The organism is Actibacterium mucosum KCTC 23349 (assembly GCF_000647975.1).
Classification (GTDB): domain Bacteria; phylum Pseudomonadota; class Alphaproteobacteria; order Rhodobacterales; family Rhodobacteraceae; genus Actibacterium; species Actibacterium mucosum.
On sequence record NZ_JFKE01000002.1, the window covers coordinates 298868 to 320485 of the forward strand.

General features: G+C 62.7%; 25 protein-coding genes. 20 read left to right on the forward strand and 5 right to left on the reverse strand.

Features of this window, described 5'->3' with window-relative positions:
* The first annotated feature begins 2 nt into the window (after nt 1-2).
* From ACMU_RS04790 to cysE, 18 genes are all read left to right on the forward strand, one after another.
* Nucleotides 3-1181, forward strand: a complete 1179-nt coding sequence (locus ACMU_RS04790) for a phage portal protein (protein WP_035256731.1) — start codon at nt 3-5, stop codon at nt 1179-1181.
* A complete protein-coding gene (locus ACMU_RS04795; protein ID WP_035256733.1) occupies nt 1178-1417 on the forward strand; it encodes a GTA head formation protein, RCAP_rcc01685 family in 240 nt (79 codons plus the stop codon). The genes ACMU_RS04790 and ACMU_RS04795 overlap by 4 nt, the downstream gene beginning before the upstream one ends.
* A gap of 14 nt (nt 1418-1431) precedes the next feature.
* Nucleotides 1432-2028 carry an HK97 family phage prohead protease gene (locus tag ACMU_RS04800; protein WP_035257512.1) on the forward strand — a complete coding sequence of 199 codons (597 nt, stop codon included), beginning with the start codon at nt 1432-1434 and terminating at the stop codon, nt 2026-2028.
* A 3-nt stretch (nt 2029-2031) separates the two neighbouring features.
* A complete protein-coding gene (locus ACMU_RS04805; RefSeq protein ID WP_035256734.1) occupies nt 2032-3216 on the forward strand; it encodes a phage major capsid protein in 1185 nt (394 codons plus the stop codon).
* Between the two features lie 158 nt (nt 3217-3374).
* A complete protein-coding gene (locus ACMU_RS04810) occupies nt 3375-3974 on the forward strand; it encodes a head-tail connector protein (RefSeq protein WP_035256736.1) in 600 nt (199 codons plus the stop codon).
* Nucleotides 3971-4312: a head-tail adaptor protein gene (locus ACMU_RS04815; RefSeq protein WP_035256738.1), complete on the forward strand. Its 342-nt coding sequence runs from the start codon at nt 3971-3973 to the stop codon at nt 4310-4312. Before ACMU_RS04810 ends, ACMU_RS04815 begins: the two co-directional genes overlap by 4 nt.
* On the forward strand, nt 4309-4719 hold the full coding sequence (locus ACMU_RS04820) for a DUF3168 domain-containing protein (RefSeq protein ID WP_035256740.1): 411 nt from the start codon (nt 4309-4311) through the stop codon (nt 4717-4719). Before ACMU_RS04815 ends, ACMU_RS04820 begins: the two co-directional genes overlap by 4 nt.
* Nucleotides 4720-4804: 85 nt before the next feature.
* Nucleotides 4805-5218, forward strand: a complete 414-nt coding sequence (locus tag ACMU_RS04825) for a phage major tail protein, TP901-1 family (RefSeq protein ID WP_035256742.1) — start codon at nt 4805-4807, stop codon at nt 5216-5218.
* Nucleotides 5218-5550: a gene transfer agent family protein gene (locus ACMU_RS04830; RefSeq protein ID WP_035256744.1), complete on the forward strand. Its 333-nt coding sequence runs from the start codon at nt 5218-5220 to the stop codon at nt 5548-5550. Before ACMU_RS04825 ends, ACMU_RS04830 begins: the two co-directional genes overlap by 1 nt.
* Entirely contained in the window at nt 5537-5731 is a 195-nt protein-coding gene (locus ACMU_RS04835; RefSeq protein WP_035256746.1) for a rcc01693 family protein, read from the forward strand. The genes ACMU_RS04830 and ACMU_RS04835 overlap by 14 nt, the downstream gene beginning before the upstream one ends.
* Nucleotides 5732-5734: 3 nt before the next feature.
* On the forward strand, nt 5735-6388 hold the full coding sequence (locus ACMU_RS04840) for a phage tail tape measure protein (RefSeq protein ID WP_035256748.1): 654 nt from the start codon (nt 5735-5737) through the stop codon (nt 6386-6388).
* Between the two features lie 10 nt (nt 6389-6398).
* Nucleotides 6399-7031, forward strand: coding sequence for a DUF2460 domain-containing protein (locus tag ACMU_RS04845; protein WP_035256751.1), 633 nt, complete (start codon nt 6399-6401; stop codon nt 7029-7031).
* Nucleotides 7031-7915: a DUF2163 domain-containing protein gene (locus tag ACMU_RS04850; RefSeq protein ID WP_035256753.1), complete on the forward strand. Its 885-nt coding sequence runs from the start codon at nt 7031-7033 to the stop codon at nt 7913-7915. The genes ACMU_RS04845 and ACMU_RS04850 overlap by 1 nt, the downstream gene beginning before the upstream one ends.
* On the forward strand, nt 7915-8358 hold the full coding sequence (locus ACMU_RS04855) for an NlpC/P60 family protein (RefSeq protein WP_035256755.1): 444 nt from the start codon (nt 7915-7917) through the stop codon (nt 8356-8358). The genes ACMU_RS04850 and ACMU_RS04855 overlap by 1 nt, the downstream gene beginning before the upstream one ends.
* Nucleotides 8358-12269 (forward strand): baseplate multidomain protein megatron, encoded by a 3912-nt coding sequence (locus tag ACMU_RS04860; protein ID WP_035256758.1) that lies wholly within the window; start codon nt 8358-8360, stop codon nt 12267-12269. The genes ACMU_RS04855 and ACMU_RS04860 overlap by 1 nt, the downstream gene beginning before the upstream one ends.
* Entirely contained in the window at nt 12262-12972 is a 711-nt protein-coding gene (locus ACMU_RS04865; protein WP_035256759.1) for a DUF2793 domain-containing protein, read from the forward strand. Before ACMU_RS04860 ends, ACMU_RS04865 begins: the two co-directional genes overlap by 8 nt.
* A gap of 4 nt (nt 12973-12976) precedes the next feature.
* On the forward strand, nt 12977-13276 hold the full coding sequence (locus ACMU_RS04870) for a DUF7742 family protein (RefSeq protein WP_051587987.1): 300 nt from the start codon (nt 12977-12979) through the stop codon (nt 13274-13276).
* A gap of 83 nt (nt 13277-13359) precedes the next feature.
* Entirely contained in the window at nt 13360-14169 is an 810-nt protein-coding gene (cysE, locus tag ACMU_RS04875) for a serine O-acetyltransferase (RefSeq protein WP_035256762.1), read from the forward strand.
* A gap of 61 nt (nt 14170-14230) precedes the next feature.
* On the opposite strand, the gene ACMU_RS04880 is transcribed toward cysE, so the two are convergent.
* From ACMU_RS04880 to ACMU_RS04895, 4 genes are all read right to left on the reverse strand, one after another.
* On the reverse strand, nt 14231-15514 hold the full coding sequence (locus ACMU_RS04880) for a pyruvate dehydrogenase complex dihydrolipoamide acetyltransferase (RefSeq protein ID WP_035256764.1): 1284 nt from the start codon (nt 15512-15514) through the stop codon (nt 14231-14233).
* Nucleotides 15515-15526: 12 nt separating this feature from the next.
* Complete coding sequence (locus ACMU_RS04885) at nt 15527-16891, reverse strand: pyruvate dehydrogenase complex E1 component subunit beta (RefSeq protein ID WP_035256767.1); 1365 nt, start codon at nt 16889-16891, stop codon at nt 15527-15529.
* Between the two features lie 13 nt (nt 16892-16904).
* Entirely contained in the window at nt 16905-17894 is a 990-nt protein-coding gene (gene pdhA, locus ACMU_RS04890; protein ID WP_035256770.1) for a pyruvate dehydrogenase (acetyl-transferring) E1 component subunit alpha, read from the reverse strand.
* 174 nt (nt 17895-18068) lie between these two features.
* Nucleotides 18069-18371, reverse strand: a complete 303-nt coding sequence (locus tag ACMU_RS04895; RefSeq protein WP_035257517.1) for an FtsB family cell division protein — start codon at nt 18369-18371, stop codon at nt 18069-18071.
* Nucleotides 18372-18514: 143 nt separating this feature from the next.
* Here ACMU_RS04895 and ACMU_RS04900 point away from each other — a divergent pair, with 143 nt between their 5' ends.
* Complete coding sequence (locus ACMU_RS04900; RefSeq protein WP_035256772.1) at nt 18515-20107, forward strand: acyl-CoA dehydrogenase family protein; 1593 nt, start codon at nt 18515-18517, stop codon at nt 20105-20107.
* Nucleotides 20097-20546 (forward strand): PaaI family thioesterase, encoded by a 450-nt coding sequence (locus ACMU_RS04905; RefSeq protein ID WP_035256775.1) that lies wholly within the window; start codon nt 20097-20099, stop codon nt 20544-20546. The genes ACMU_RS04900 and ACMU_RS04905 overlap by 11 nt, the downstream gene beginning before the upstream one ends.
* Before the next feature lie 71 nt (nt 20547-20617).
* On the opposite strand, the gene ACMU_RS04910 is transcribed toward ACMU_RS04905, so the two are convergent.
* Nucleotides 20618-21547 (reverse strand): class I fructose-bisphosphate aldolase, encoded by a 930-nt coding sequence (locus tag ACMU_RS04910; protein ID WP_035256777.1) that lies wholly within the window; start codon nt 21545-21547, stop codon nt 20618-20620.
* Nucleotides 21548-21618: the final 71 nt, after the last annotated feature.

A 21618-nucleotide genomic window follows, 5' to 3' on the forward strand; every position in this document is an offset into this window, starting at 1 on the left:
ACATGGTTTTGAGCATGTTTCGGCGCGCGGCCCCCGCGGCGCCTGAGAAAAAGGCGAGCGCGACAGGCCCTGTGGTGGCCTTTCACGGGGCGGGTCGGGTGGCGTGGTCGCCGCGCGATACGGTGTCGCTGACCAAGTCCGGCTTTGCCGGCAACCCGGTTGGGTTCCGCGCGGTCAAGCTGATCGCCGAGGCCGCCGCAGCGCTGCCGCTGGTGCTGCAGGATGCCGAGCGTCGCTATGACATGCACCCGGTGCTGGAACTGATCCGCAACCCCAATCCGGGGCAGGGCCGGGCCGAGCTGTTCGAGGCGCTGTACGGTCAGATCCTGTTGTCGGGCAATGGCTATCTGGAGGCCGTGGGTGGCGGTGAAGAGGGTATGCCGCTGGAGTTGCACGTGCTGCGGTCGGACCGCATAAACGTTGTTCCCGGCACCGATGGCTGGCCGGTGGCCTATGAATACGCGGTGGGTGGCCGCAAGCACCGATTCGAAATGCGCGGCGATTTTACCCCGATCCTGCACCTGAAATCCTTCCACCCGCAGGACGACCATTATGGTCTGAGCCCGATGCAGGCCGCGGCCACGGCGGTGGATGTGCACAATGCCGCCTCGCGCTGGTCCAAGGCGCTGCTGGACAACGCGGCGCGACCGTCGGGCGCGATTGTTTACCGCGGTGTCGACGGCCAGGGCCAGATGAGCGAAGAGCAATACCAGCGCCTGCAGGACGAGATGGCGACCTATCACATGGGCGCGGCCAATGCGGGCCGGCCGATGCTGCTGGAAGGTGGGCTGGACTGGAAGCAGATGGGCTTCTCGCCCTCGGATATGGAATTCCAGAAGACCAAGGAAGCCGCCGCGCGCGAGATCGCCACGGCCTTCGGCGTGCCGCCGATGATGTTGGGGATCCCCGGCGACGCGACTTACTCGAATTATCAGGAGGCCAACCGCGCCTTTTACCGGCTGACGGTGCTGCCGCTGGCCGCACGGGTTGCGGCGACGGTGGCCGAGTATCTGGGCGGGTTCATCGGCGAGCGCGTGGTGCTGAAACCCGATCTGGATCAGGTGCCCGCGCTGTCCGCCGAACGTGAAACCCAGTGGAAGCGTATCGGCGACGCCGATTTCCTGACGGATGCCGAGAAACGCTTGCTGCTGGGTCTGCCGAAACTGGCGGAGGACGAATGAGCGAGCCGGAACGCAGCGGGTCCAAGTTCCTTTATGCGCCGTTCGAAGTGGCCAATGCCCGCATCGACGCCAACGAGCGCGTGGCCAAGGAACGCTGGTCGGCGCTGGAACACCGGCTGTCACTTATCGAAGCCAGCCAGGAACGGGTGGAAAAGCGCCTTTGGTTGGCGGTGTACGGCGTGGTGGCCGTGATTTTGGCGCAAGGGGCGACATCACTGATGTCGGTGGCGCCGTGAAAGGGGATCAGACGATGACTCAGACAGCGGCCCTGACCGGGTTGGAAACGAAGTTTTGCAGCGCCGACAGCGTGTTGACCGTGACGGATGGCACGTTGGTGGAAGGGTATGCCTCGCTTTTTGGCAAGGCGGATCAGGGCGGCGACGTGGTGCAGAAGGGGGCCTATGCGGCCTCGCTGACCAAGCTGACCGCCGAGGGACGCAACGTGAAGATGCTGTGGCAGCACGACCCGGCGCAACCGATCGGCATTTGGGACGAGGTGCGCGAGGACGCCCACGGCCTTTACGTCAAAGGCCGGCTGCTGACCGATGTGGCGCGCGGGGCCGAGGCTGCGGCGCTGATCCAGGCGGGTGCCATTGACGGGCTGTCGATCGGATACCGCACCAAGAAGGCCGAGAAAGATACCAGCGGGCGCCGCCTGCTGAACGAGCTGGAGCTTTGGGAGGTCTCGCTTGTGACCTTTCCGATGCTTCCTGATGCGCGGGTTGGGGCCAAGTCGGAAGATCCGGCAGACCTGATCCTGCGTGACATGGCGGAAGCCTTCGAGGGCGCCCGCCGCGCGATGGCCGGAGATCTCTCTGGTCGGATGACCTCTCTCAAACAGGATTGAGACATGACGAAGACCGAGACCAAGTCCGGCGCGGCCGAGACCCCCGCGGCGGAGCTGAAATCTGCCCTGGCAAGCTTTGTGAGTGATTTCAAAGGCTTTCAGGACAATGTGACCATGAAGCTGAAACAACAGGAAGAGCGCGTTACCATGCTTGATCGCAAATCGAACTTTGCCGGGCGTCCTGCCCTTGCCACCGCTGCCGAGGCTGATGTGCCCCACAAGAAGGCCTTTGCCGCCTATCTGCGTTCGGGCGAGGATGACGGTCTGCGCGGGCTGGAGATGGAAGAAAAAGCGCTGTCGACGGCCGTGGCTGCCGATGGCGGTTACCTGGTGGATCCGCAGACCTCGGACACCATCAAATCGGTGCTGAACTCGACCGCGTCGATCCGTTCGATTGCGCAGGTTGTGGCCGTGGATGCCGTGTCGTACGACGTTCTGGTCGACCACACCGATGTGGGTTCGGGCTGGGCGTCGGAAACCTCGACCATCACCGAGACCGCAACGCCGACCATCGACCGCATTGCCATCCCGCTGCACGAGCTGAGCGCCATGCCGAAGGCCAGCCAGCGACTGCTGGATGACAGCGCCTTTGACATCGAAGGTTGGCTGGCATCGCGCATCGCCGACAAGTTCTCGCGCGCCGAGGCGGATGCCTTCATCAACGGTGACGGTGTCGACAAGCCGCGCGGCATTCTGAACCACACCAATGTGGCCGAAGCCAGCTGGAGCTGGGGCAACCTGGGTTACATCGCCACCGGTACGGATGGCGATTTTGATGCGACCGCCCCGTCGGATGCAATTTTGGACCTGGTTTATTCGCTGGGTGCGCAATACCGCGCCAACGCAACCTTCGTGATGAACTCGAAAACCGCCGGTGTGGTGCGCAAGATGAAGGACGCCGATGGCCGCTTCCTGTGGACCGATGGTCTGCAGGCCGGTGAGCCCGCACGCCTGCTGGGCTATCCGGTGCTGATCGCCGAGGACATGCCCGATATTGGCACCGGTGCCGACGCCATCGCGTTTGGCGACTTTGCCGCCGGTTACACAGTGGCCGAACGCCCCGACCTGCGCGTGCTGCGCGATCCGTTCTCGGCCAAGCCGCATGTGCTGTTCTATGCCACCAAGCGCGTGGGCGGTGACGTCAGCGATTTCGCAGCGATCAAGCTGCTGAAATTCGCGGTTTCCTAAGCCAACAGCCGAATGCCCGCCGCGCCGGATGCGTGTGCGGCGGCCATCGGCGCGCGCCGGGTGAGAACCATGGGTTGTCCAGCTGTTTCCCTCCGTCCGAGCAATTCATGGGGCGCGCGCCGTCAATCAGATCCGGGGGCCGAATTGGAGAAGGTTACATGATGCTGATCGAGCAGACCACCGTGCCGGCAACGGCACTGCCGGTTGCTGAATTCAAGGATCACATGCGGCTGGGCACCGGGTTTGCCGATGACGGGGCGCAGGATGCGTTGCTTGAGGCGCTGCTGCGCGCCGCAATGGCCGCCGTCGAAGGGCGGACGGGTAAGGCGCTGCTGACCCGCAGCGTGTCCTGGACGATCACCGCATGGCGCGACGGGTGCCGGCAGGCAATGCCGGTGGCCCCGGTGGCCGCGATCACGGCGTTTCGCGTGGTCGACCGCGATGGGATGATCGCAACTGTGGACACCAGCGCCTATGGGCTGGAGCCGGATACACACCGCCCGCATCTGGTATCTGCGGGTGCGAACCTGCCGCTGATCCCTATCGGAGGGCGGGCCGAGGTCGTGTTTGACGCTGGATTCGGGGCCACCTGGGCCGAGATGCCGGCCGATATGGCGCAGGCGGTGATGCTGCTGGCCGCGCATTACCACGAACACCGCGCGGCCACGGGCCCCGACGAGGCGAGCATGCCCTTCGGCGTGCAAGCTTTGCTGGAACCGTGGCGCACGGTGCGCATTCTGGGCGGGGCGCCGGCATGAAGACGGCGCCCAACCTGACCCGGCAGCTGCAACTGCTGGACCCGCAGCGCGTGGCCGACGGGGCCGGCGGGTTTACCGAGACCTGGGTGGTGCTGGGCACGCTGTGGGCCGAAATGAAACCCGGGACAGGACGTGAAACCAGTGGGCCGGTGACATCTGTTTCGCGCGTGCCTTACCGGATCACCGTGCATGGCGCGCCGGTTGGTGCCCCGTCCCGGCCCAAAGCGGGGCAGCGGTTTCGCGATGGCACTCGCGAGTTTGCGGTGCTGGCGGTGACCGAGGCCGACCCTTTGGCGCGCTTTTTGACATGTTTCGCGGAAGAGGAGGTCTCGCCATGAGTTATGGCAGCGCCGCGGCTTTGCAGGCCGCCGTGTATCAGCACCTTGTTGCGGACGCGCCTTTGGACGCGCTGGTTTCGGGCGCGATTTATGACGCGGTGCCGGGCGGTACGCTGCCCGAGCTCTACGTCTCGATCGGACCCGAAGATGTACGCGACAGGTCCGATGCCACGGGCGGTGGAGCTTTGCATGTTTTCACGATCAGTGTCGTCGAAAACGGTGCGGGCTTTGCGCGTGCCAAGGCGGTGTCCGCGGCTGTGTCTGATGCGTTGGTGGATGCCAGCCTGACACTGACGCGCGGCACGTTGGTATTCCTGCGCTTTGATCGGGCCCGCGCCCGGCGGGTGCAGTCGGGCCAAAGCCGCCGGATCGACCTGAGCTTTCGCGCAATGATCGACGACACCTGAACCCTGCCTCCGGCGTGATGCCGGGCGCAGCGCTGATTGAGACCCGCGCAAGGGGCAGCCCACGCGCAAAACACGGAGAACGGACATGGTGGCCCAAAGCGGCAAGGACCTTCTGATCAAACTGGACATGACCGGCAGCGGGCAGTTCGAAACCATCGCCGGTTTGCGCGCAACGCGCATCACCTTCAACGCCGAGCAGGTCGATGTGACCAGCCTGGAAAGCCAGGGCGGGTGGCGCGAGTTGCTGGCCGGTGCAGGCGTGAAATCGGCAGGCATGAGCGGTTCGGGGATCTTTAAGGATGCCAATACCGACGAACGCGCGCGGCAAATCTTTTTCGACGGCGAGACCCCGAATTTCCAGGTGATCATCCCGGATTTCGGCACCGTCGAAGGCGCGTTCCAGATCACCGCCATCGAATATGCTGGCAGCCATAATGGCGAGGCATCGTACGAGCTGTCGATGGCCTCGGCCGGCGCAATGACGTTTACGGCAGCCTGATGGTGAATCCCTATGCCGGTGAAGTGGCGCTGAGCCTGGACGGGCAGCGCCACGTGCTGAAGCTGACGCTGGGCGCGCTGGCCGAGCTTGAAACCGCGCTGAAGGCCGACACTCTGGTCAGCCTAATCGAACGGTTCGAGGGCGGCGGCTATGGCACCCGCGATGTGCTGGCGTTGCTACTGGCGGGGCTGCGCGGCGGCGGCTGGCAGGGCAGCGCGGCGGATCTGGCTATGGCCGAGATCGCCGGCGGCCCGGTTGAGGCGGCGCGGGTGGCCGCGGCGCTGCTGGCGCGGGCTTTCACCGTACCGGGCATGGGCGATGAGCCGGTTTGACTGGCCGGCCCTGATGCGGGCCGGGCTGACCGGGCTGCATCTGCGCCCGGCCGAGTTCTGGGCGCTGACGCCGGCCGAATTGCTGATGATGCTGGGGCATGGCTCGGGCCCGCCCCCTTTGAACCGCGCGAGGCTGGACGAGCTGGCCCGCGCTTACCCCGACACACCGCAGGAGATGTGACGCATGGAAGAACTGGACAGTTTCGAAGATCAGGTCGACGCGTTGCAACAGAGCATCGGCCAGACCAGCGCCGTTATGGGCACGTTTGACCGCGAACTGGTGCGGATGCGCGAGAGCGCCACGCTGACCAGTGCCGAGGTGGGCAAGCTGTCGCGCGCGGTGGGGCGCGGGTTGCGGTCGGCCTTTGACGGGTTGGTCTTTGACGGGTTGCGCCTGTCGGACGCGCTGCGCCAGGTGGGGCAATCGGTGGTGGACGCGGCCTATAACGCCGCGATCACCCCGGTGCAGAACGCGGTGGGCGGGTTCCTGACCCAAGGGATCGAGGCTCTGGTGGGGGTTGGCGTGCCGTTTGCCAAGGGTGCGCCGTTCACCCAAGGCCGCGTGATGCCCTTTGCCAATGGCGGCGTGGTGTCGGGGCCCACGATGTTTCCGATGCGCGGCGGCACGGGCCTGATGGGCGAAGCAGGCCCCGAGGCGATCATGCCGCTGACCCGTGGTGCCGATGGTCGGCTGGGCGTGCAGAGCCACGGGGGTGGACGCGCGGTGCACGTGACCATGAATATCTCAACCCCCGACGTGCAGGGGTTCCGCCGCAGCCAAAGCCAGATCGCCAATGACTTGAGCCGCGCGTTGAGCCGCGGCCAGCGTAACAACTGAGGGTAACGCCATGAATTTCCACGAAATACGCTTTCCGCCAACGCTCAGCTTTGGGTCGGTCGGTGGCCCGGAACGGCGGACCGAGATCGTGACCCTGGCCAATGGGTTCGAAGAGCGCAATACGCCGTGGGAACATGCGCGCCGCCGCTACGACGCGGGCGTTGGCATGCGCTCGTTGGATGACATCGACGCGCTGGTGGCGTTTTTCGAGGCGCGGCGCGGGCAGCTGTTCGGGTTTCGCTGGAAAGACTGGTCCGATTACAAATCCTGCCGCCCGAACGCAGATATCTCGTTTGACGATCAGATCATTGGCATCGGCGATGGTGAGACAAACACCTTTCAGCTGACCAAGGATTACAGCTCGGGCGATGTGACCTATACGCGACCGATCACCAAGCCGGTGTTTTCGACCGTGCGGATCGGTGTGGCCAATGACGAGCAGCGCGAGAGCATCCATTTCACCGTTGATCTGGAAACCGGCGTCGTGACCTTGCCCGACGCGCCCGAGGAAGGCGCCGAAGTGACCGCGGGGTTCGAGTTTGACGTGCCGGTGCGGTTTGACACTGACACGATTCAGACCTCGGTTGCGTCCTTCCGGGCCGGAGACGTGCCGCGCGTGCCGATTGTCGAGGTGCGGGTCTGATGGCGATTTCTCAGCAATTTCAAACGCATCTGGACAGCGGTGCAACCACGTTGTGCCGCGCCTGGGCGGTGCGGCGGACCGATGGCGTGGTTTTGGGGTTCACCGATCATGACGGCGCAGTTCAGTTCGGTGGGATCACGTTTAACGCCGAAACCGGCCTGACGGCGCGGGCGCTTAGCCAAACCACCGGCCTGTCGGTGGACAATTCCGAAGCTGTGGGCGCGCTGACCTCGGATGCGGTGACCGAGGCCGACATTCTGGCCGGGCGCTATGATGATGCGGTGGTCGAGGCGTGGTTGGTGAACTGGTCGAATGTGGAAGACCGGCTGAAACTGTTCACCGGCACGCTGGGCGAGATCACCCGGGGCGGTGGGGCCTTTCAGGCCGAACTGCGCGGGTTGGCCGAGGCGCTGAACCAGGCGCAGGGCAAGGCGTATCAGCGCCCTTGCCCGGCGGTTCTGGGGGATGGCCGGTGCAAGTTTAATCTTAACACTGCCGGTTATGCTGCTGAAATACCTGTGGAAAGCTCTGAGGATGGCCGCGTGTTTTTGTTCACCGCCCAACCCAGTTTCGAAGAACGCTGGTTCGAGGCCGGGCGTCTGCGCGTGCTGACCGGCGACGGTGCGGGGGTGATCGGTGTGATCAAGAATGACCGCACCGTGGACGGCCAGCGGCGGATCGAACTGTGGGAGGCGCTGAAGGTTGGCGTGGCGGTTGGCGACACGATCCGGCTGGAGGCCGGGTGCGACAAGCGTGCCGAAACCTGCAAGGTGAAGTTCAACAATTTCATCAACTTCCAGGGATTTCCTCACATTCCGGGTGAAGACTGGCTGATCAGCTATCCGGTGTCGGGTGGGCCCAATGACGGGGGCAGCTTGCAGTGATGCCGAGCCCGACGGATATCGCGGCCGCGGCGCGCGGATGGGTGGGCACGCCCTATCGCCATCGCGCGGCGGCGCGGGGCGCGGGCGCGGATTGCCTGGGCCTGATCTGCGGGTTGTGGCACGAGTTCTATGGCACCGTGCCCGAGATCCTGCCGCCCTATTCGCCCGATTGGAGCGAGGCCAGCGGGCAGGAGTTTCTGTGGGACGGTCTGGCGCGTCATCTGCGCGCCAAACCGTTGGACGATGCCGCGCCCGGCGACGTGATCCTGATGCGGATGCGCGAGGCGGGGATTGCGAAACATGTGGGTGTGCAGACCGAGACCGGCCCCGAGGGTCGGTTCGTGCACGCGTATTTCGGGCATGGCGTGGTGGAAAGCGCGCTGAGCCTGCCGTGGCGGCGGCGGATCGTCGCGCGGTTTGAATTTCCCGACAGGAGGGTCTGATGGCAACGCTAATTCTTTCGGCTGTGGGGGCAGCGGCGGGCTCGGCGATTGGTGGGTCGGTGCTGGGCGTGTCCAGCGCGGTCATTGGCCGGGCGATCGGCGCCACGCTGGGCCGGGTGATCGACCAGAAACTGCTTGGCACCGGCTCGCAAGCGGTGGAAACGGGCCGGGTCGACCAGTTTCGATTAACTGGTGCCAGCGAGGGCCGGCCTATCGGGCAGGTCATGGGACGGGTGCGCGTGTCCGGTCAAGTGATCTGGAGCTCGCGTTTCCTCGAAAGTTCCAGCACCACCGATCTGGGCAAGGGTGCGCCGGAAGTGACGGAGTTCAGCTATTCGGTCAGTTTGGCGGTGGCCCTTTGTGAAGGTGAGATTTCACGTGTAGGGCGGATCTGGGCAGACGGTTTGGAAGTTGGACGCGATGGGCTGAACATCTCGGTCTATAACGGGTCGCAGGACCAGCTTCCTGATCCCAGGATGGAGGCAATTGAAGGCACCGGTAACGTACCGGCCTATCGTGGTTTGGCGTATGTCGTGATCGAAGATTTGCCCTTGGGGAAATTCGGCAACCGTGTTCCCCAATTTTCGTTCGAGGTGATCCGGCCGGTGTCTGGTCGCGATCCGAACTCGGAAAACGTGGCAGAGATGATCGAGGCCGTGGCCCTGATCCCCGGCACGGGTGAATATGCGCTTGCGACACAGCCCGAGCATTATGGCGCCGGCATCGGTGTTAACCAGTCGGCCAATGTAAACAGCCCGTCGGGCAAGACAGACTTTCTGACATCCCTGGACAATCTGGAAGGTGATTTGCCGAACTGTGGTTCGGCGTTGCTGGTGTCTTGCTGGTTTGGGGATGACCTTCGAATTGGGAATTGCACGCTGCGGCCCAAGGTTGAACAAAACGAGACTTATGGCGAAGTGACGCCCTGGATTGTTTCGGGTGAAACCCGTGCCACGGCCGGGGTAATCCCGCGTGTCGATGACAAACCGGTCTATGGGGGCACGCCAAACGATGCGGCCATGATTGACGCAATCTCGACGTTGCGGGAGCGCGGCAAAGACGTGGTCTTTTATCCGTTCATCCTGATGGAACAGTTAGAGGACAATACACTTCCGGATCCCTATTCGGTCGGCGTTGGTCAGGCTGTGTTGCCTTGGCGCGGGCGCATCACTTCGGAGAAGGCGCCCGGTGTCGCCGGTTCGCCAGACGGCACGCAGGCGGCGGCTGACGCCGTTGCCGATTTCATGGGTGCAGCACAACCCAGCGATTTCACGCAGGCTGGTTCCACGGTGATTTACACGGGACCGGCCGAATGGTCTTATCGGCGCTTCATCCTGCACTATGCCAATCTCTGCGCGATGGCGGGTGGCGTTGACGCGTTTTGCATTGGGTCGGAAATGCGGGGAATGACGCAGATTCGCGGCACAGGGGGCAGCTTCCCCGCGGTTGAGGCGCTGATCCAATTGGCGGCGGATGTGCGGGACATCTTGGGGCAAAGCACCAAGATCACCTATGCCGCTGACTGGTCCGAGTACTTTGGATACCATCCCCAAGATGGCTCGGGTGATGTGTATTTCCACTTGGATCCGCTTTGGGCGGACGAGAATATCGATGTCATAGGTATAGACAATTATATGCCTTTGTCCGATTGGCGGGACGGGTTCAAGCACGCCGATGCTGATGCCGGAGCGATCCACAATCTTCAGTACCTGAAAGGCAATATCGAGGGCGGTGAAGGGTACGACTGGTACTACGACTCGATCCAGGCGCGCGATGCGCAGCGGCGCACACCCATTACGGATGAGGCACATGATGAGCCCTGGGTGTTTCGCTACAAGGATATCCGGAATTGGTGGAGAAACCCGCACCACGATCGCGTTGCAGGGTCCAGGCAGCCGACGCCCACCGCTTGGGTTCCTCAGTCGAAGCCAGTTTGGTTCACCGAATATGGCTGCGCAGCGATCGAGAAAGGGACCAATCAGCCCAACAAGTTTCTGGATCCCAAATCCTCGGAAAGCTCGCTCCCGCATTATTCCACCGGGGCACGCGACGACACCATCCAAGCGCAATACCTGCGTGCGATGAATCAGTATTGGAATGATCCCGCAAACAATCCCGTCTCGGAACTGACCGGCGCGGCAATGATTGACATGTCGCACGCGCATGTGTGGGCTTGGGACACGCGGCCCTATCCGTACTTTCCCGCAAATACAGCGCTTTGGAGCGATGGCGAGAATTATGCTCGCGGGCACTGGTTGAACGGGCGGGCAACGGGACAGTCCTTGGCAGCGGTGGTTGAGAGTATTTGCGCCGCATCTGGCGTTTCGGATGTGGATGTGAGCGCGCTTTTTGGTGTTGTCCGCGGCTATGCTCTGGAGGATATCAACGGTGCAAGGGCGGCATTGCAGCCGCTGATGCTGGCTTATGGGTTCGATGCTGTCGAGCGCGACGGCAAGATGATCTTCGCCAACCGGGATGGGAAAGTGGATGCTACGGTTCAGCCGCCCTTGTTGGTCGCTGCTGGTGGCAACGATCCCGATCTGGAGCTTTCACGCAGCCCACAGGCGGAAACGGCAGGCCGTGTCCGGGTGAATTTTGTCGAAGCGGACGCCGATTTCGAAGGCCGTACTGTTGAGGCTATTTTTCCGGATGAGGAAAGCCGGTTGGTGACGGTTTCGGATTTGCCGCTTGTGCTGACACAAGCCGAGGGGCGGGTGATCTCGGAGCGTTGGCTGGCGGAATCTCGGGTGGCGCGGGACAGGGCACGGTTCGCGCTGCCTATATCGCGGCTGAACGTAGGCGCCGGGGACGTGGTCGAAGTACAGGACGGCGATGAGACGTTGCTCTACCGCCTCGACCGCGTCGCGCATAGCACGACACGCGATGTGGAAGCCGTGCGGATCGAACCCGAGGTTTACGTGCCTGCCGATGCGGTTGAAGGCGCGATCAGTCTGAAGCCTTTTGTGGCACCGGTGCCGGTGTTTCCGCAGTTCTTGGACCTGCCGTTGCTGACCGGGCAAGAGGTGCCCCACGCCCCGCATATTGCGGTGACGGCGACCCCATGGCCCGGTACGGTTTCGGTGCTGAGCGCGCCGCAAGACAGCGGATACACGCTGAACACGACCGTGGCGCAGACCTCGGTCATTGGGACGACTGAAACCCCCTTGTTCCGCGCCACGCCCGGCTTGTGGGACCGGGGGCAACCGCTGCGGATGCGGGTTTACGGTGGCACGCTTAAGCCGGTCAGCCAGGACGCTGTACTAAACGGTGCAAATGCAATGGCAATCGGGGATGGCTCGGCCAACAATTGGGAAGTCTTCCAATTCGCCGAAGTAACGATGGTTGGAGATGACACTTACGAAGTCAGCTTGCGACTGCGCGGACAGGCGGGCACGGATGGCGTAATGCCCGATGTCTGGCCCGCGGGCAGCACGGTTGTGTTGCTGAACGGGGTGCCACAGCAGATCAATCTATTGCTAAGCGAACGCGGACTGGCGCGAAACTATCGCATTGGACCTGCGGGGCGTCCTTTCGACGACCCGTCTTATGTTCACACGGTTGAAGCATTTGATGGTATCGGGCTGCGCCCTTACGCGCCCGCGCATCTGCGGGCGACTAGTGACGGGGCAGGAGGTAAATCGCTCAGCTGGATCCGACGCACGCGGGTGGATGGCGACAGTTGGGCAGGATTCGACGTGCCCTTGGGCGAGGCGACCGAAGCCTACCAGCTGCGGGTGCGCAATGGTGCAGATCAGGTCGTGCGCACGCAGTCGGTGCTCCAACCGCTCTTTAACTATACCGCTGCAATGATCGCGGCGGATGGGGTGACCGCCCCTTATGCCATTGAGGTGGCACAACTTTCCGACAGTTTCGGCCCGGGGCTTTTCAAAAGGATCGATATCGATGGCTAACACTACGCAACTGGATCTGCCTTTGGTGGAGGCGTCGCAGGCACAAAAACATGTCACCGTGAACGAGGCCCTGAGCCGTCTGGACGGCATGGTACAACTGCGCCTGATCGACCGGACGCTGACCAATCCCCCGGCAACGGCCGACGATGGCGAAACCTATGAGGTTCCCGGCGGAGCGGTAAACGCATGGGCCGGACAGGCGGGAAACCTGGCCATTGCATCGAACGGTGGCTGGCTGTTTGTGGCGCCCAAAAGCGGCTGGCGCGCATGGGACGTGGCGGCAGCGTCCGAGTTGGTCTTTGACGGAGCGACATGGCAAGCCGGTGCCTTGGCAACGTCGGTGAACGGAACGGCAACGGTTTGGAAGGTGGAAGAGTTCGATCACACGATCACCGCCGGGACAACAAATGCCAGCAGCTTCTTGGTGCCCTCACATTCAATGGTGTTTGCGGTGACCGCGCGCGTGACGCAGACGATAACCGGAACGTTGACGTCCTGGCAGCTTGGCATGGACGGTTCGGCGGATAGGTTCGGCAGCGGTCTGGGGCTGGGGCAGGGGTCATTTGCGCGGGGTGTTCTGGGCAGCCCGCTGACCAGCTATTCAAGCCTGCCAATTGATCTGACTGCCACAGGTGGCGACTTTGCAGGCGGAACGGTGCGGATCGCGGTGCACATGGCGCAGTTCGAACTGCCGGCACTCTAAGCCCATGCGGCCCGTTCTGCATGGTGACGTGGTTGCGGTGGCGCGGTTGCTGCGCGGCTTGCCCGCCGCCGCGCGCCGGACCCGGATGTTGCAGGTTATAGCGTTGGCCGATGCCGCCGACACACACCGCAAACAAACCGGCCGTCCACACCCGTTGTGGGGCAACGGGTCGCTGATGGGGGTGGTCTTGCGGGACGTTAAAGGCAGCGAGCCACCGCTGGATGACACCGACTATTGCCGGTGCCTTGCCATGGTGTTTGACATGGTTTCAGGCTTGTCACTACGGTCACAATCTCTGGCGTGATTCCGCCAAGGGTCGGTTTTGACTTGAATTTGCGTCGCACAGAGCCTTTGTACTATCCTCAAGAAGATTGTGGAGGATAGGGCATGGCGGAAGTCCAACCTAAGGTCAAAAGCGTTGATCCTGTTTGGGACCGTTTGCGGCAGGAGGCGCGCGAAGCAATTGCGCATGAGCCGCTTTTGGGTGGATTGGTGCATTCAACTGTTCTGCACCATGACTCGCTGTCGGCGGCGCTGACATTCCGTATTTCGATGAAGCTGGCCTCGCCGGAAATGCCCGAGCAAATGCTGCGCGAGATTGCTGATGAAGCGCATCGCGAAGATCCGACATTGGCCAATGACGCGCGCGCCGACCTGACGGCGGTGATGGATCGCGACCCGGCCTGCCACCGGTATTTGCAGGCCTTGCTATATTTCAAAGGGTTTCAGGCCATTCAGGCCTACCGCGTGGCGCATTGGCTGTGGCGGGAAGAACGGTTTGATCTGGCCTATTTCGTGCAGATGCGGATCTCGGAAGTGTTTGGCGTCGACATTCACCCCGGCGCGCGGATCGGCAAGGGGATCATGATCGACCACGCCCATTCCATTGTGATCGGTGGCACGGCGGTGGTGGGCGACAATGTCTCCATCCTGCAATCGGTGACGCTGGGCGGGACTGGCAAGGAAGAGGGTGACCGCCACCCCAAGATCGGCGATGGGGTGTTGATCGGGGCCGGCGCCAAGGTTCTGGGCAACATCAAGGTCGGCCATTGCAGCCGGATTGCAGCAGGGTCGGTTGTGTTGAACGAAGTGCCTCCGATGAAAACCGTTGCAGGCGTGCCAGCCCGGATTGTGGGCGAAGCGGGTTGCGATCAGCCAGCGGTCTCCATGGATCAGGTAATCGGTTCAAAAGATTGACGTCACTAAAAACGCCCCCGACGCTGCACCGCGTCGGGGGCGTTTTTGTCTTTGCGGAAATTTAGGCCAGCATAACCATCGGGTTTTCCAGATTGTCCTTGATGGCTGACAGAAGTTCAGCCCCCAAAGCGCCGTCGATGACCCGGTGATCGACGCTGAGCGTCACCGACATGACTGTCGCCACGGCCAGGTCGCCATCGGCATTGACCACCGGTTTCTTGACGCCCGCGCCAACGGCCAGGATAGCACCGTGCGGCGGGTTGATCACCGCATCGAAATTGTCGATGCCGAACATGCCCAGGTTCGAGATCGCGAAGCTGCCGCCCTGGTATTCATGCGGCGCAAGCTTGCGGTCGCGGGCGCGGGCGGCGAGGTCTTTCATCTCGGCCGACAGCGCGGAAAGCGATTTCATTTCAGCGTCTTGCAGGACGGGGGTGAAGAGGCCGCCCTCGATGGCGACGGCCACTGCCACGTCCGAGGCGCGCATCTGCAGCACCCGGTCACCGGCCCAGACCGCGTTGGCGGCGGGCACCGATTGCAGCGCCAGCGCGCAGGCTTTGATGATGAAATCATTCACCGACAGTTTCACGCCGCGCGGTTCCAGTTGCTTGTTCAGCTGCGACCGGAAGGCCAGCAGCGCATCAAGAGTGATGTCGCGCCGCAGGTAGAAATGCGGGATGGTCTGCTTGGCCTCGGTCAGGCGAGCGGCGATGGTTTTGCGCATGCCGTCGAGCGGGATGTCTTCGTAGGCGCGGCCCTCGTACATCTTGGCGATGGCATCGGCGGTTGGGCCCGCCGGGGCGGGGTCGGGGGTTTTGGCCGCGATTGGGGCCGGTTTCGGGGCGGCGGTGGCGTGTTCCACATCGGCCTTGATGATGCGCCCATGGGGGCCGGAGCCTTTGATGGTGGCAAGGTCCAGCCCCTTGTCGGCGGCGATGCGCCGGGCCAGCGGGGTGGCAAAGACGCGCGCGCCGCCAGCGGCTGTTGGCGCGGGGGGGGCGGCCGTCTCGGCGGCCCCTAGCGGGGACACCTCGGCGGCCGCGTCGGCCTTTGGGGCCTCGGGTGCGGGTTGCGCAAGGGCCGTGATGTCGCCGGCGGTTTCGCCATCGTCGAGCAGCACCGCGATAGGGGTGTTCACGGTGACCCCTTCGGTGCCTTCGGCGACAAGGATCTTGCCGATCTTGCCATCGTCGACGGCTTCGAATTCCATGGTGGCCTTGTCGGTCTCGATCTCGGCCAGAAGGTCGCCTGAGGCGACCTCATCCCCTTCTTTGACCAGCCATTTGGCCAGCGTGCCTTCTTCCATCGTGGGGGACAGCGCGGGCATCAGAATCTGGGTTGGCATGTCGCGCGCTCCTTACCGATAGGTTACTTTTTTCACCGCCGCGATCACCTCATCCGTGGTGGTCAGCGCCAGTTTTTCGAGGTTGGCCGCATAGGGCATGGGCACGTCTTTGCCGGTGCAGTTGATCACCGGTGCATCGAGATAATCGAACGCGTTTTCCATGATATAGGCCGAAAGGTGGTTGCCAATGGCGCCGACGGGAAAGCCTTCTTCGACCGTCACGCAGCGGTTGGTTTTTTGCACGCTTGCGATCAGGGTGGCGTAGTCGATGGGGCGCAGGGTGCGCAGATCGATTACCTCGGCCGAGATACCGTCGGCGGCCAGCTTGTCGGCGGCTTCCAGCGCGTAGTGCATGCCGATGCCGAAGCTTACGATGGTGACGTCGGAACCTTCGCGCCAGATGCGGGCCTTGCCAAAGGGGATGGTGAAATCATCCATCACCGGCACCTCGAAGCTGCGGCCATAGAGGATTTCGTTTTCCAGGAAAATCACCGGGTTGGGGTCGCGGATGGCCGTTTTCAGCAGGCCTTTGGCGTCAGCGGCCGAATAGGGCATGGCGACCTTGAGGCCGGGTATATGGGCGTACCAGGCGGCGTAGTCCTGGCTGTGCTGGGCGGCCACGCGGGCCGCGGCGCCATTGGGGCCGCGAAAGACCATGGGTGCGCCCATCTGGCCACCCGACATATACAGGGTTTTGGCGGCCGAGTTGATGATCTGATCCATTGCCTGCATGGCGAAGTTGAAGGTCATGAACTCGACGATGGGTTTCAGGCCGCCAAAGGCCGCCCCCACGGCGATGCCGGCAAAGCCGTGCTCGGTGATGGGGGTGTCGATCACGCGGCGGGCGCCGAATTCGTCCAGCAGGCCCTGGCTGATCTTATAGGCGCCTTGGTATTCAGCGACTTCCTCGCCCATCAGATAGACATCTTCGTCGGCGCGCATTTCTTCGGCCATGGCGTCGCGCAGGGCCTCGCGCACGGTCGTGGCGCGCATTTCGGTGCCGGCGGGGTAGTCGGGCTCGAGGTTGGCGGGTGCGACGGGAGCAGCGGGGGCGGGCGCCTCGGCGGCCCCTTGCGGGGACACCTCGGCGACCGCGTCGGCACTTGCGGCCTCTGGGATGGTTGACGCGTCTTCACCCTCTTCCACGATCACCGCGATGGGGGTGTTGACGGTCACCCCTTCGGTGCCCTCGGCGATCAGGATGCGGCCCAGGATGCCCTCATCCACGGCCTCAAACTCCATCGTCGCCTTGTCGGTTTCAATCTCTGCGATCACGTCGCCCGAATTGATCGGGTCGCCTTCCTTGACCAGCCATTTGGCCAGCGTGCCTTCCTCCATCGTGGGCGACAGGGCGGGCATAAGCAGTTCGGTTGCCATGGTCTGACCTCCCTTACGCGTAGATGTCGGTGTAAAGCTCGGAAAGCGCCGGTTCGGGGCTTTCCTTGGCGAAATCGGCCGCGGCGTTCACCACCGATTTGATCTCTTTGTCGATGGCTTTGAGATCGTCATCGGAGGCATGTTTGCCCGAGATCAGCAGCTCGCGCACATGTTCGATGGCGTCGCGTTCCTCGCGCATCTTCTGCACCTCTTCGCGGGTACGGTACTTGGCCGGGTCCGACATGGAGTGGCCGCGATACCGATAAGTCTTTACCTCCAGGATATAGGGCCCCTTGCCCGCGCGGCAGTGCGCCACGGCCTTGTCACCGGCCGCCTTAACCGCCAGCACATCCATACCGTCAACCTCTTCACCCGGAATGCCATAGGCCACGCCGCGTTCCCAAAGGCTGGGCGATTTGGTTGACCGCTGCACCGAGGTGCCCATGGCGTATTGATTGTTTTCAATGACAAAAACTACCGGCAGGTCCCACAGGCGCGCCATGTTATAGGTCTCGTAAACCTGGCCCTGGTTGGCCGCGCCGTCGCCGAAATAGGTAAAGCAGACATTGTCGCTGCCCCGGTATTTCGCCGCAAAGGCCAGCCCCGCACCAATCGGTACCTGGGCGGCAACAATGCCGTGACCGCCGTAAAAATCCTTCTCTTTCGAGAACATATGCATCGAGCCGCCCTTGCCCTTGGACAATCCGCCCTCGCGGCCCGTCAGCTCGGCCATCACGCCGCCGGGATCCATGCCACAAGCCAACATGTGGCCGTGATCGCGATAGGATGTCACGCGGCTGTCGCCGTCTTTCGCAGCAGCTTCAAGCCCGACCACCACGGCCTCTTGCCCGATATACAGGTGACAAAACCCGCCGATCAGACCCATGCCATAAAGCTGGCCGGCTTTTTCTTCGAACCGGCGGATCAAAAGCATCTCGCGGTAATAATGCAGAAGTTCGTCTTTGGACGTGTTTGGCTTGCGTGTGCTTTTGCGCGCTGCCATGCGTCGGCCTCCCCCGGAATGACGTGATTGTTTAATATTAAACAAACCCTAGCAAAGCCGCAATCGCTTTGCACCCAGAAATCCGGCAGCCCCACGCGCCAAACCCGAGCAAGCCGCCCAAAGGCGGTGAAGTGAGATATATCTTGTGCCGCAAGGCACTCAATTTAACAGGAATTAGCGGATCACAATTTCATCGGCGCGCAACAGGCCAAGAACCTCGCGCGCTTGCTGATCCAGAAGATCAAGATCAAGAAAATCATCCGACAGGCGACGTGTCTTGTTCGACATCACGGCCAGCTGCGCCTGCAAGTGATCGCGCTCCACCTCCAGGGTGCGTATCTGTGCCTCGGCCTGAATGCGGCGAAACAGTCCATAGTCGCCCTGCACAGCGGCAAAGGTGAAATAGATGCCCAGCAGGAACGCCAGACAAAAATACACCAAAACACCAAACCTGGGTCGTTTCTGAGAACCGCTCATTTTCTCGCCTCTGTCCGCCTCTTTGGTGGGCGGGTGCAAACACAGTGGCATATTTTGATTCGCCTGTGAATCCCTACAATGCAGAATTTCGCAGAAAAAACAGCGGGGACGTGCTCTAATTGCATGTGGAGGAGGGGTCAGACATGTCAGAACCACGCAGTGATCTGCCCACGCATCAGGTTGAAAACCAACCACCGGTTCGCGGGGATATCGATCTTTTGCAATCGGATCCGGTATTGCAGTCCCATCTGGCCGCTGTTGATCGCGTGTCGGTCAACAGTTTGGCACGCACGCTTGGACAGGCGCGTTGGCGGCAAACCGCCCGCGAAGCACAGCGCCATCCGCCTGAACTGGTTCTGTTTGATGCCGCAGGGCGGCGTCTGGACGAAGTGCGGTTTCACCCGGCGTATCACGACCTGATGACGCTCGGCTTGCAGGCCGGTTATGCAGTCGCGCCGTGGACCGGCGGCAGCCATTTGTCTCATGCGGCGATGGTGTATCTGTTCAGCCAGGTAGAACCCGGCATTTGCTGCCCGATGACCATGACATATGCCGCGGCCCCGGTTCTGAACGACGTTCCTGTTTGGAGGAGCCGCGTAACCGCCCCTGACTATGATCCCCGCATCCTTCCCATTGGCCAAAAACGCGCCGCAACGTTGGGAATGGCCATGACCGAGAAACAGGGGGGATCGGATGTCCGGGCAAACAGCACACTGGCGGTGCCCGACGGCGAAGGCTATCGCCTGACCGGGCACAAGTGGTTTTGCTCGGCCCCAATGTCGGACGGTTTCCTGACCCTTGCTCAAGCACCTGGGGGGCTGACCTGTTTCCTTGTGCCGCGATGGTTGGAAGACGGACGCAATGCCATCCACTTGATGCGTCTGAAGGACAAATTGGGCAACCGGTCCAACGGGTCCGCCGAGATAGAGTACCAAAACGCCTTTGCAGAACGCATCGGCGACGAGGGTGACGGTGTGCGCACCATCATTCGGATGGTGCACCACACACGGCTGGACACGGCGGTGGCGCCTGCCGGGTTGATGCGCGCCGCCCTGTGTCATGCGCACTATTGGGCCACCCATCGCCGTGCCTTTCAGCGCAACCTTATCGATGCCCCGCTGATGCGCGCCGTGTTGGCGGACCTTGTGCTGGATTGGGAGGGGGCAACGGCCTTGGGCATGCGGGTAGCCGCCGCATTTGACGACCCCAACCAGGCCGGCTTTGCGCGGATTTCCGTGGCATTGGCCAAGTTCCTGAACAACAAGCTGGCCCCCAATTTCACCTATGAATGCATGGAGGTATTGGGGGGTATGGGATATGTCGAAGACACGCCCCTGCCGATGCTCTATCGCGAAGCGCCGCTGAACTCGATCTGGGAGGGTTCGGGCAATGTGATCTGTCTGGATATCCTGCGGACCTTGGCCAAAGATCCCATTGCTGCCAATGCCTTGCAAGGCGAACTTGAGGCAGCCAAAGGCGCCGACCGCCACTACGACACCGCCCTGCACGACCACCAAACCCGCTGGCCCGGCCTGCCGGCCGAAGATCAGGCGCGCTGGTTTGCCGAACGGTTGGCCGTGCTTTTGACCGCCTCGGTCCTGATCCGGCAGTCGCCGGGCGCGGTGGCTGACGGTTATGTCGCCACCCGCGTGGCCGGTCGGCATGGCCGGGTGACCGGCGCGGTGGCCGGGCTGAACCACGCCGCGATTTTGGAAAGGATCGGCAATGACGTTTAAGACCCATGGCGATTACGCGACACGCGCCCGCGCGAGTTTTGCCAGGCAAGCGATGATGACCACGCTTGGGGCGCAGATCGCCGATGTGGCACCGGGGCAGGTGCGCCTGACGCTGCCCTTCAACCCCGATCTGACCCAACAGCACGGGTTTATGCATGCCGGCGCGATCACCTCGGTGCTCGACACGGCCGCCGGCTTTGCCGCCTATACGCTGATGCCCGAGGATGCGGCGGTGCTGACGGTTGAACTGAAATCCTCGCTTCTGCGGCCCGCCGCGGGGGTGCGGTTCCACATCACCGGTCAGGTGGTCAAACCGGGCCGCACCATCATCTTTACCGAGGCCACCGCCATGGCCGAAGACGGCCAGGGCGTGCACACGGAAATCGCCCGCCTCAGCGCGTCGATGATGGTGGTGCAGGGGCGCGCGTTCCGCGGCTGAACGCGCCGCCGGAGCGCCATGAAAAGCCCCGCCAAGGCGCAAGCCGCGGCAGGGCGATGAATGGGCCTGCCTTATTCGGCGCCCTTGTAGATATCGACCAGCTTGCCCAACATTTCCAACGCGTCCTCGCGCGAACGTTGGAAGCTGTTGCGTCCGATGATCGACCCGTTGCCGCCGCCATCGCGAATGGCGCGCGCATCGTCATAGACGCTGTCGGCGCCCTTCTTGGCACCGCCCGAGAACACCATGATCCGACGCCCGCCAAAGGCGGCATCCATGCAATGGCGCACCCGTGCGGCCTGGGTGGCGATGTCGATCCCCTGGTCTTCGTACACGGTCTTGGCCGCGCCCAGCATCAGGTGATCGGTGCTCAGCTTGATCTTGATGATATGCGCGCCGATCAGGGCGGCAATCTGCGCCGCATAGGCCGCCACGTCGATGGCGGTTTCACCCTCTTTTGTGATCGCCTCGCCGCGCGGGTACGACCAGATCACCGTGGCAATCCCTTTGGCCGCGGCTTCCTTGCGCATCTCGACGATCTCTTCGAACATGTCCAGTGCAGCGTCCGAACCGGGATAGATGGTGAACCCGATGGCCGAACAACCAAGGCGCAGCGCGTCATCGACGCTGGCGGTGATGGCCTGGTTCTTGCCCGCGGTGTCCGACATCAGCGAGTTGGCCGAGTTCACTTTCAGGATCGTAGGGACCTGACCGGCGAACGTGTCGGCCCCGGCCTCGATCATGCCCAAGGGGGCGGCATAGGCGTTCATGCCGGCGTCGATTGCCAGTTGATAGTGGTAATGCGGGTCATAGCCGCCGGGATTGGGGGCAAAGCTGCGCGCAGGCCCATGTTCGAACCCCTGGTCCACCGGCAGGATGATCATCTTGCCGGTTCCGCCCAGCTTGCCGTGCATCAGGATGCGGCAGAGGTTGGCCTTTACGCCCGGCGTTTCGCCTTCGTAATTGGCGAGGATTTTCTGAACGGTTTCGGTGGCTCTCATAAGCGCAATCCCTTGTCTGCAATAACTTACCCCGGGGCTTAGAGCGGCCCCGGGGTTCGTGCAACTTTGTT

Coding starts and splice junctions, on each gene's coding strand:
- ACMU_RS04790 (WP_035256731.1), top strand. CDS start 3: ATGGTTTTGAGCATGTTTCGGCGCGCGGCCCCCGCGGCGCCTGAGAAA.
- ACMU_RS04795 (WP_035256733.1), top strand. CDS start 1,178: ATGAGCGAGCCGGAACGCAGCGGGTCCAAGTTCCTTTATGCGCCGTTC.
- ACMU_RS04800 (WP_035257512.1), top strand. CDS start 1,432: ATGACTCAGACAGCGGCCCTGACCGGGTTGGAAACGAAGTTTTGCAGC.
- ACMU_RS04805 (WP_035256734.1), top strand. CDS start 2,032: ATGACGAAGACCGAGACCAAGTCCGGCGCGGCCGAGACCCCCGCGGCG.
- ACMU_RS04810 (WP_035256736.1), top strand. CDS start 3,375: ATGATGCTGATCGAGCAGACCACCGTGCCGGCAACGGCACTGCCGGTT.
- ACMU_RS04815 (WP_035256738.1), top strand. CDS start 3,971: ATGAAGACGGCGCCCAACCTGACCCGGCAGCTGCAACTGCTGGACCCG.
- ACMU_RS04820 (WP_035256740.1), top strand. CDS start 4,309: ATGAGTTATGGCAGCGCCGCGGCTTTGCAGGCCGCCGTGTATCAGCAC.
- ACMU_RS04825 (WP_035256742.1), top strand. CDS start 4,805: ATGGTGGCCCAAAGCGGCAAGGACCTTCTGATCAAACTGGACATGACC.
- ACMU_RS04830 (WP_035256744.1), top strand. CDS start 5,218: ATGGTGAATCCCTATGCCGGTGAAGTGGCGCTGAGCCTGGACGGGCAG.
- ACMU_RS04835 (WP_035256746.1), top strand. CDS start 5,537: ATGAGCCGGTTTGACTGGCCGGCCCTGATGCGGGCCGGGCTGACCGGG.
- ACMU_RS04840 (WP_035256748.1), top strand. CDS start 5,735: ATGGAAGAACTGGACAGTTTCGAAGATCAGGTCGACGCGTTGCAACAG.
- ACMU_RS04845 (WP_035256751.1), top strand. CDS start 6,399: ATGAATTTCCACGAAATACGCTTTCCGCCAACGCTCAGCTTTGGGTCG.
- ACMU_RS04850 (WP_035256753.1), top strand. CDS start 7,031: ATGGCGATTTCTCAGCAATTTCAAACGCATCTGGACAGCGGTGCAACC.
- ACMU_RS04855 (WP_035256755.1), top strand. CDS start 7,915: ATGCCGAGCCCGACGGATATCGCGGCCGCGGCGCGCGGATGGGTGGGC.
- ACMU_RS04860 (WP_035256758.1), top strand. CDS start 8,358: ATGGCAACGCTAATTCTTTCGGCTGTGGGGGCAGCGGCGGGCTCGGCG.
- ACMU_RS04865 (WP_035256759.1), top strand. CDS start 12,262: ATGGCTAACACTACGCAACTGGATCTGCCTTTGGTGGAGGCGTCGCAG.
- ACMU_RS04870 (WP_051587987.1), top strand. CDS start 12,977: ATGCGGCCCGTTCTGCATGGTGACGTGGTTGCGGTGGCGCGGTTGCTG.
- cysE (WP_035256762.1), top strand. CDS start 13,360: ATGGCGGAAGTCCAACCTAAGGTCAAAAGCGTTGATCCTGTTTGGGAC.
- ACMU_RS04880 (WP_035256764.1), bottom strand. CDS start 15,514: ATGCCAACCCAGATTCTGATGCCCGCGCTGTCCCCCACGATGGAAGAA.
- ACMU_RS04885 (WP_035256767.1), bottom strand. CDS start 16,891: ATGGCAACCGAACTGCTTATGCCCGCCCTGTCGCCCACGATGGAGGAA.
- pdhA (WP_035256770.1), bottom strand. CDS start 17,894: ATGGCAGCGCGCAAAAGCACACGCAAGCCAAACACGTCCAAAGACGAA.
- ACMU_RS04895 (WP_035257517.1), bottom strand. CDS start 18,371: ATGAGCGGTTCTCAGAAACGACCCAGGTTTGGTGTTTTGGTGTATTTT.
- ACMU_RS04900 (WP_035256772.1), top strand. CDS start 18,515: ATGTCAGAACCACGCAGTGATCTGCCCACGCATCAGGTTGAAAACCAA.
- ACMU_RS04905 (WP_035256775.1), top strand. CDS start 20,097: ATGACGTTTAAGACCCATGGCGATTACGCGACACGCGCCCGCGCGAGT.
- ACMU_RS04910 (WP_035256777.1), bottom strand. CDS start 21,547: ATGAGAGCCACCGAAACCGTTCAGAAAATCCTCGCCAATTACGAAGGC.